This is a genomic window from Devosia sp., assembly GCF_041917035.1.
Taxonomy (GTDB): Bacteria; Pseudomonadota; Alphaproteobacteria; order Rhizobiales; family Devosiaceae; genus Devosia_A.
The window spans coordinates 1-8521 of sequence record NZ_JAYRYM010000166.1 but is presented as its reverse complement, the minus strand read 5'-3'; the positions used below and the strand labels follow the sequence as shown (position 1 = coordinate 8521).

At 66.9% G+C, this 8521-nt stretch carries 4 protein-coding genes and 1 pseudogene; 1 reads left to right on the top strand and 4 read right to left on the bottom strand.

Going from position 1 to position 8521, the window contains the following annotated elements; all coding sequences use genetic code 11:
* Positions 1-128: 128 nt before the first annotated feature.
* Positions 129-356: pseudogene (locus tag ACE3TU_RS15595) on the top strand (type II toxin-antitoxin system YafQ family toxin); the annotation flags it as partial.
* 15 nt (positions 357-371) lie between these two features.
* On the opposite strand, the gene ACE3TU_RS15590 reads toward ACE3TU_RS15595, so the two are convergent.
* The 4 genes from ACE3TU_RS15590 to lon all read right to left on the bottom strand — a co-directional run bounded on the left by ACE3TU_RS15590 (position 372) and on the right by lon (position 8333).
* Positions 372-1550 carry an SAM-dependent methyltransferase gene (locus ACE3TU_RS15590; protein WP_374625797.1) on the bottom strand — a complete coding sequence of 393 codons (1179 nt, stop codon included), beginning with the start codon at positions 1548-1550 and terminating at the stop codon, positions 372-374.
* 32 nt (positions 1551-1582) lie between these two features.
* Entirely contained in the window at positions 1583-4150 is a 2568-nt protein-coding gene (gene cckA, locus ACE3TU_RS15585; RefSeq protein ID WP_374625795.1) for a cell cycle histidine kinase CckA, read from the bottom strand.
* Positions 4151-4301: 151 nt separating this feature from the next.
* A complete protein-coding gene (locus ACE3TU_RS15580) occupies positions 4302-5474 on the bottom strand; it encodes an alpha-D-ribose 1-methylphosphonate 5-triphosphate diphosphatase (protein WP_374625793.1) in 1173 nt (390 codons plus the stop codon).
* Positions 5475-5891: 417 nt separating this feature from the next.
* The gene (gene lon, locus ACE3TU_RS15575) at positions 5892-8333 is read right to left on the bottom strand and encodes an endopeptidase La (RefSeq protein WP_374625791.1); all 2442 of its coding nucleotides are present in this window, start codon (positions 8331-8333) and stop codon (positions 5892-5894) included.
* Positions 8334-8521: the final 188 nt, after the last annotated feature.

Below are 8521 nucleotides of genomic sequence, written 5' to 3'. Positions count from 1 at the left end.
GGAGATCGCGGCCAACATGCGGACACGCTTCTCGACCCCGGAAGAGATGTTCGATGCCCTCGACAAGAAGTCAGAGTAGCAGGCGGACATCGCTTCCACGCCCGTTCGCCTAAGCGCGCAAGTTCCAGAAGGACTGGGAGCGACTGACCCGTCCGGGTCGGCATGATCTGGCTCGCCTCAAGCAGGTGATGCTCCTCCTCATCGCAGACGATGCTCCTCTGGGCGCCGAGTGGAGCGACCATTCCTTGAAAGGCCAATGGGCCAACCACCGGGAATGCCATGTCGGAGGCGACTTCCTCCTGATCTACCGAGCAGACGAGCAAACACTGGTCTTCGTTCGCATCGGCACGCACAGCGAGCTCTTCGAGTACCTACAGCCCCGTCGCCGTCTCGAGGTAGTGCCGGCGGATGCCGAAGAAGTCCTTGGCGGCCCTGAGCTTGTCGAGCTGGGCCGGGTCCCGTCCCCGCCGGCTCCTTTCCGCCACGATCAGCACATTCTTGGGCGTGTGCACGTCCGAGACGAATTCGAACACCCTGGTCGCGTAGCCGAAATACTCGAGGATCATGGCGCGCATGGCGTCGGTGACCATCTCGGCTTCCCGCTCGAGGAAGATGCCGTGGCGGGTGACGAAATCGAGCTCGGTCGTGCGGTTGGCCGTTTCCATCTCGCGCCGGATCTGCTTGTGGCAGCACGGCGCCACGACGATCAGGCTTGCCCCCGCGGCGATCCCCTTGGCGATGGCATCGTCGGTGGCGGTGTCGCAGGCGTGGAGCGCAATCAGCACGTCGGCGCCGGTCGCGTCATGTTCGGCGATGCTGCCGGCGGCGAAATCGAGATTGCCGAGGCCGGCCCTGTCGGCGATGCCATTGCACAGCGTCACCAGATCGGGGCGGAGCTCGACGCCGGTGACCTTGGCGTCGCTGCCGAGGGTTGAGGCGAGATAGTCGGCCACGGCGAAGGTGAGGTAGCCCTTGCCGGCACCCATGTCGAGGACGCGGTGCAGCCGGTCGGCCGGGATGGATTTCAGCAGCGGGCCGAGGATTTCGACATAGCGGTTGATCTGCCGGAACTTGTCGCCGGCGGTCTTCAGCACCTGGCCTTCGGCGTCGGTGACGCCGAGTTCGCTGAGCCACGCGCGGCCGGCCGCGGGGATCGGGCGGGCCTTCTGGCGATCGTGGGTCAGCGCGGCAGCGGCTTTGCTGGTGGGCGGGGTCTGCTTCAGGCGCGGGACGCGGCCCTGCGCGTCATATTGCAGGTCGAGCGCGGTGGTGAAGAGGAAGGCCTGGTGGAAATCCTTTTCCAGCAGGCGCTTCAACTGCCCCATGGCGCCGGCCGGGGGGTGGTTCTGCACCAGGTCGCGCGTCTGGTGATGGGCGGTGAAGCTGAGCTTCAGGTCGCCCCGGATGGTGGCGGGCTTGACGTCGACGCTCTTCAGCGTCTCGTCGGTGCCGAACGGCAGCCGCAGCGCCAGCCGCACGAAGCTGCCGTCGGCAACGGCCGCCTCGATGGCGGCGAGAAACTGGTCGAGCTTGGCGGGGCTGGTGTCCATCCTCGCCATATAGGCCGCGTCGCGCGCAAACGCTACTGCACGTCCTTGCCGACCTTGCCCAGCACGTCCTTGACCTTGGAATTGATCTGGTCGAGCGAGTACGGTTTGGGCAGGAACTCGACGCTCTGGTTGTCCGCGATATCCTGCCGGACGCTCTCCTCGGCGTAGCCGGAAACGAAGATCACCTTGAGGGTCGGCATGCGCTCGCGCACCTTGGTGAGCAGCGTCGGGCCGTCCATCTCCGGCATGACGACGTCGGAGATCATCAGGTCGATCCGGTACTCGAGCTCATCCAGCACATCCAGCGCCTCGTCCCCCGAATCGGCCTCGAACACCTCGTAGCCGGTGGCCCTGAGGGCGCGCGCCGAGAACGCGCGGACGCTGTCCTCGTCCTCGACGATCAGGATGCGCTCGTGGCCGGTCAGATCCTTGACGGCAGCGGCGGCGACCTGCTTGACCGGCGCCTCGTTCTCCACCGGGATGTGCCGCGGCAGGAAGATACGGAAGGTCGTGCCCTTGCCGACCACCGACACCGGGTAGATGAAGCCGCCGGTCTGCTTGATGATGCCGTAGACCGTCGAGAGCCCCAGTCCGGTGCCCTTGCCCAGCTCCTTGGTCGAAAAGAACGGCTCGAAGATCTTTTCGAGGATTTCCGGGGGCATGCCGGTGCCGGTATCCTCCACCTCGATCAGCACGTAGTCGGCGGCCGGCATGCCGGTGTAGCTGAAGCCGCTCGACTCCGCCTCGGTGACATTGCGCGTGCGCAGCGTGATCGTGCCGCCATTGGGCATGGCGTCCCGGGCGTTGACGACGAGGTTGACCACCACCTGCTCGAGCTGGACCAGGTCCGCCTTGACCGGCCACACCGGCGAGTCGTGCTCCACCCCGAGCGTGATCTGCTCGCCGATCAGGCGCTTCAGCAGCACGGTCAGGTCGTCGATATGGCCCGGGATTTCGAGCACCTGCGGACGCAGCGTCTGCCGGCGCGAGAAGGCCAGCAGCTGCCGTGTCAGTCCGGCGGCGCGGTTGGCGCTGTTCTTGATCGACATCAGGTCGGCGAACGAAGGGTCGCCCGGCTTGTGCTTGAGCAGCAGCAGGTCGGCAAAGCCGATGATCGCCGTCAGCACGTTGTTGAAGTCGTGCGCCACGCCGCCCGCCAGCTGGCCGACGGCCTGCATCTTCTGGCCCTGCGCGAACTGCGCCTCGAGCTTGCGCTGTTCCGTCATGTCGAGGGCGTAGACATTGACCCGTTCGGGTGAACCCGCCACCTCTTCGGAGCCGGATACGTACAGGCGCACCGCGTGGTCGCCGCCGCGCACCAGACCCGCATCGATCGGCTCGATCTCGGACTTCTCGTTCACCGCGGCGACGATGGCCCGCGCCAGCGCCTCCCGGCTGCCCTCGGAGATCAGTTCCTCCATGGGCTGCATGTCGATGCTCTGTTCGCCGCCGGACCAGCCGAAGATGCGGCTGAACGGTGCGTTGGTGCGGATGATCCGCCCGGTGCTGTCCAGCGTCGCGATGGCGAACGGGGTATCGTTGAAGAACCGCGAGAAGCGGACCTCGGAGGCCCTGAGGGCCTCCTCCTTGTCGGCGCCGTGACGCCGGTCGAGGACCAGCGTGCGGGTCTCCCCCAGCTCTCCGTCGGCGAGGCGGGCGGCCCGATGCATCAGCCGCACCGGGAAGCTCGTTCCATTTCGGCGCACGAGGTCGATATCGATGATCTCGGTTCGGATTTCGCCGTCCGAGCGGCCGCGCATCAATAGGCTCGCCCCGTCGCCGCGCACGATATCGTCGAGGCGGATGGCATCCGCCTCGAACTCGGCCAGGTCGTAGCCCAGCCAGTCGGCCAGTGTCGAGTTCAGGTACTGGATGCGTCCCTCTGCGTCGGCCGAAAAGAAGCCGGCGGGGGCATGGTCCAGGTAGTCGATGGCGCGCTGCAGTTCGAGGAATGCGTTGTCCTGCCGCTCGCGGTCGCGGGTGATGTCCTCGACGCTCCACAGCACCAGGGGTTTGCCCTTGCTGTCCAGTTCCGGCAGGGCGCGCACCCCGATGCGGTACCAGAACGGCTTTGACGACCCGCCGAGCGAACCGCCGAGGCCGCCGACGATCCGCACGTCCTCGCTGGCCGGCCGACCGTCCCGGGCGGCCCGCGCCAGGCGGTAGATTGCCTCCGCGGCCTCGGGCTGGCCGGCGAACAGCCGCGGCACCGAGACCGGCACCCCATCGGTGATGCCCCCCGGGAACTCGCCGTACTGGGCGTTGACGTACGAGATCTTGCCGTCCCGGTCGGTCACCAGCGCACCCGAAGGCAGGCTGTCGACGATGGCCCGCGGCAGCGAATTGCCGTCCTCCCCGGCGCCGAATCGGACCAGCCCGGCCGCCACCCCGAACAGGCTGAACACGCCGACGACCGCCAGCAGGCCGAGGAAGACGATGACCAGGTCGGCCGGGATCAGGTCGCCGAAGAACGAAACCAGCACCGCCACCAGGATGAAGAAGCCGGCCAGCGCCACGACGCGCCAGATGCCGGACGTGCCGCGCGGTCGGTCGAGGAGCGGCGTCGGGTAGTTGTCCTCGTCGAGCGGCAATGGTGCCATGCCTTGAGCTTGCCCCCGGGATCGCGGCGAATCGGCTGTCCAGAAGGTCTAGCAAATGGGCCAGTCGCTTGGGTAGCGACAACGGCGTTATCCCGGCCTGCAAACCGACCGACGGCACTTGCCGGCACCGCGTCGGGTCGGGGTCGGCGCGCTAGAGGTAGCGTCGGCCACCCACCCAGATGCCGCGCACGACCGGCATGCCGTCGACGACGCGGACGCGGAGCAGGTCGGCCCGCAGACCGGGTGCGATCCGGCCCCGGTCGCCGAGCCCGGCGATCGCTGCGGGGGCTGCCGTCACCGTCCCGATCGCGCCCGGCAAGTCGCCGCTGACCTCGGCGAGGATGAAGGCGGCCTGCAGCAGGCTGGCCGGGACGTAGTCGGATGTCAGCACGTCGAGCAGGCCCGCCCGGGCGAGGTCCAGTGCCCCGACATTGCCCGAGTGCGACCCGCCCAGCACCACGTTGGGGGAACCCATGGCGACGCGCTGGCCCAGTTCCCGGGCGCGGCGCGCCGCGGCCAGCGTCGTGGGAAATTCCGCCAGGCCGATGCCGTCGGCGGCGGATTGATCGACGTCGGCTAGGCTGGTGTCGTCGTGGCTGGCGAGATGGATGCCGCGGCCCCGGGCTGCGCCGACCACGTATGCCCGCGCCTCGGGGACGTGCGTCGCCTGGTCGGCCTGTCGCTCGGCGAGGTAGATGGCGAACTCGGAATCGGTCCAGACCTGATTGTTCTTCTTGCGCCGGAACGCCCGGTACAGGGCGATGTCGTGCCACTGCCGCTGGCCCGGCGTATGGTCCATCAGCGACAGCAGCCGCAGGTGCGGATTGTCGACATGCGACCTGAGGATCGGCAGCAGGCCCGGGTCGGAGAGCTCGCAGCGGAAGTGGAAGAAGTGCTCGGCCTTCAGCAGTCCCGCGGCGCGCGCCGCGTCGATGCCGCCGATGGCGGCGTTGAGCATCGCGGTCCGTGCCCCGCCGGTGTCGTAGTCGCCGATCGACAGCGAGTCGAGCACCGTGGTGATGCCGCTGCCCAGCATCTGCCAGTCATGCGCCATCACCGCGCCGATGGCCGAAGGCCAGCGAACCCCGGGACGCGGGTGGAAATGGTGCTCGATATTGTCCGTGTGGAGGTCCACCAGCCCCGGAATCAGGTAGTCGCCGTCCATGTCGAGGCGGGTGCCACCGGCCGAGCCCAGCGCCGCGATCTGCCCATCACGCAGATGGAGGTCTCCGGTGACCACCTCGTCGCGCAGCACCACCCGTGCATTGGCCAGACAGACGTCACCGTCCAGCTCGGCGTGACCCCGCGCTACCCTGTCGTCCATTCCCCGGCTCCGCGTCTCGGCAGGCCGCTGCATAGACGCCTAGGGTGACGGATTTGCGACGACCGGAACCCGAGCCGGGCCGCCTCGGTCCCGTGCTCCGCGCCGCGACCGCTTCGGCCGTTCGCGACGCCCGGCCGGGCGCCGTCCCGGCAGACGGTGATTACCCCGAAGAAGTCCCCGGGCGTGCTGTACAAACCACAATCCGGTCCCCGCCGGCGCGGACAAACCCGTTCAGCATCGTGACCGGAAAGTGGCGGCGAGGGCAAGAAATTGCTTTATTTTCAAGGTATTATTGAACAGGACAAATCCGGCGGAAATGCGGCGGAGGTGTTGTCCCCCTGTGCGCCGTCGCTCCTGTCGGCACAAACGCAAACGGCGCCCGAAGGGGCGCCGTCGACGTCGTCCAGTGCAGCTGGCTCAGTGCGGCAGGCCGCTGGTCGCCTCGTCCGCGTCGGCCACCGGCTCGATCGCCGGCACGACCGGCGGCTTGTCCTCGTCGAACTTCCATTCGATCGGCTCGGGCTGCCGGACCAGGGCGCGGCTCAGCACCTCGTCCATCCGGCTCACCGGGATGATCTCGACGCCCTTGGTGACATTCTCCGGGATCTCCTTGAGATCACGGGTGTTCTCCTCGGGAATGAGCACCGTCTTGATGCCCGAGCGGAGCGCCGCGAGCAGCTTCTCCTTCAGCCCGCCGATCGGCAGCACCCTGCCCCTGAGCGTCACCTCGCCGGTCATCGCCACGTCGTGCCGGACCGGAATGCCGGTCATCAGCGAGACGATCGCCGTGGCCATCGCGATGCCCGCCGACGGTCCGTCCTTGGGCGTCGCGCCTTCCGGCACGTGCAGGTGGATGTCGCGGCTGTCGAAGAGCGGCGGCTTGATGCCCAGTTCCACCGAGCGCGACCGGACGTAACCCGAGGCGGCGGTGATGGATTCCTTCATCACCTCCTTGAGGTTGCCGGTGACGGTCATGCGGCCCTTGCCGTGCGTCATCACCCCTTCGATGGTGAGGATTTCGCCCCCCACCGACGTCCAGGCCAGCCCGGTCACCGACCCGACCTGCGGTTCCGCGTCGAGCTTGTCGTTCCGGAAGAAGGCGGGGCCGAGATACTCCTCGAGCAGTGCCGGCGTGATCGTGACCTTCATGACCTTCTTGGTCATGATGTCCCGCACGGCCTTGCGCATCAGCTTGGAGATCTCGCGCTTGAGGTTGCGCACGCCGGCTTCCCGCGTGTAGTCGCGGATCACCGCCATCAGCTCGGGATCGCCGATGATGAACTCCTTGGGCTGCAGCCCGTTCTCCTTCAGCGTCTCGGGGATGAGGTGGCGCCGGGCGATCTCGAACTTCTCGTCCTCGGTGTAGCCCGAGAGCCGGATGATCTCCATCCGGTCCATCAGCGGGCCCGGGATGTTGAGCGTGTTCGACGTCGTGACGAACATCACGTCGCTCAGGTCGTAGTCCACCTCGAGATAGTGGTCCGCGAAGGTGTGGTTCTGCTCGGGGTCGAGCACTTCGAGCAGCGCCGAGCTGGGATCGCCGCGGAAGTCCTGGCCCATCTTGTCGATCTCGTCGAGCAGGAACAGCGGATTGGACTTGCCCGCCTTCTTCAGCGACTGGATCACCTTGCCCGGCATCGAGCCGATATAGGTCCGGCGATGGCCGCGGATTTCCGCCTCGTCCCGCACTCCGCCCAGCGCCATGCGCACGAACTCGCGCCCGGTCGCCTTGGCAATCGATTTGCCCAGCGAGGTCTTGCCGACGCCCGGCGGGCCGACGAGGCAGAGGATCGGCCCCTTGAGCTTGCCGGTGCGGCTCTGCACCGCCAGGTACTCGAGGATGCGCTCCTTGACCTTCTCGAGGCCGTAGTGGTCCTCGTCCAGCACTCTCTCGGCGAACACCAGGTCGCGCTTGACCTTGCTCTTCTTGCCCCAGGGCAGTGTCAGCAGCCAGTCGAGGTAGTTGCGCACCACCGTCGCTTCTGCCGACATCGGGCTCATTGTCTTGAGCTTCTTGAGCTCCGCCTCGGCCTTGGTCCGGGCCTCCTTGCTTAGCTTGGTCTTCTTGATCTTGTCTTCGAGCTCGGTCAGCTCGTTGCTGCCTTCCTCGCCGTCGCCCAGCTCGCGCTGGATCGCCTTCATCTGCTCGTTGAGATAGTACTCGCGCTGCGTCTTCTCCATCTGCCGCTTGACGCGGGAGCGGATGCGCTTTTCCACCTGCAGCACGCCGATCTCGCCCTCCATCAGGCCGAGGATCTTCTGCAGCCGTTCCGCCACCGAAACCGTGCCGAGCAGGTCTTCCTTCTGCTCGATCTTGATGACCAGGTGGCTGGCCACCGTGTCCGCAAGCTTGGAGTGGTTGGTGATCTGGCCGACGGCGTTGACCACCTCCGCCGAGATCTTCTTGTTCAGCTTGACGTAGCTCTCGAACTCGGTCTGCGTCGAGCGCGCCAGCGCCTCGAGCTCGGTCTCGTCCTCCTCGGGCTCGGGCAGCGCCGTGGCTTCCGCCTCGAAATAGTCGACCGTCTGCAGGTACTTGTCGATTTTGGCGCGACGCAGCCCTTCGACCAGCACCTTGACCGTTCCGTCCGGCAGCTTGAGCAACTGCAGCACCGAGGCAATCGTGCCGGTGGCGTAGATCTCCTCGGGAGCCGGGTCGTCGTCCTGGGCGTTCTTCTGGGTGACGACGAGGATGTGTTTGTCGTCGCGCATGACCTCTTCGAGCGCCTTCACCGACTTCTCGCGCCCCACGAACAGGGGCACGATCATGCCGGGAAACACTACGATATCGCGCAGCGGCAGCACCGGGTAAACCCGATCGCGATCGAATCCGGCGCCGCCTGGGGTAACGTCCGACATAACTGGTCCTTTCCTGGGCGCGCCGAACGGGAGGAAAGGTCCGCGCGCACCCCGTGTAGCAATCCGGCCGGCCCCCATCCGGGCGGCGAGCATGATTCCCCGAATTAAATAGGCTCTCGGGGGTAAAGGGCAAGCCGACCTGCCCGTTTTGGCAGTTATCCGGCCCCGCCATACCCGGATGTTGTCCG

Excerpts from the sequence above, each read along its gene's own strand:
- ACE3TU_RS15590 (WP_374625797.1), bottom strand. The coding sequence starts at position 1,550 with ATGGACACCAGCCCCGCCAAGCTCGACCAGTTTCTCGCCGCCATCGAG.
- cckA (WP_374625795.1), bottom strand. The coding sequence starts at position 4,150 with ATGGCACCATTGCCGCTCGACGAGGACAACTACCCGACGCCGCTCCTC.
- ACE3TU_RS15580 (WP_374625793.1), bottom strand. The coding sequence starts at position 5,474 with ATGGACGACAGGGTAGCGCGGGGTCACGCCGAGCTGGACGGTGACGTC.
- lon (WP_374625791.1), bottom strand. The coding sequence starts at position 8,333 with ATGTCGGACGTTACCCCAGGCGGCGCCGGATTCGATCGCGATCGGGTT.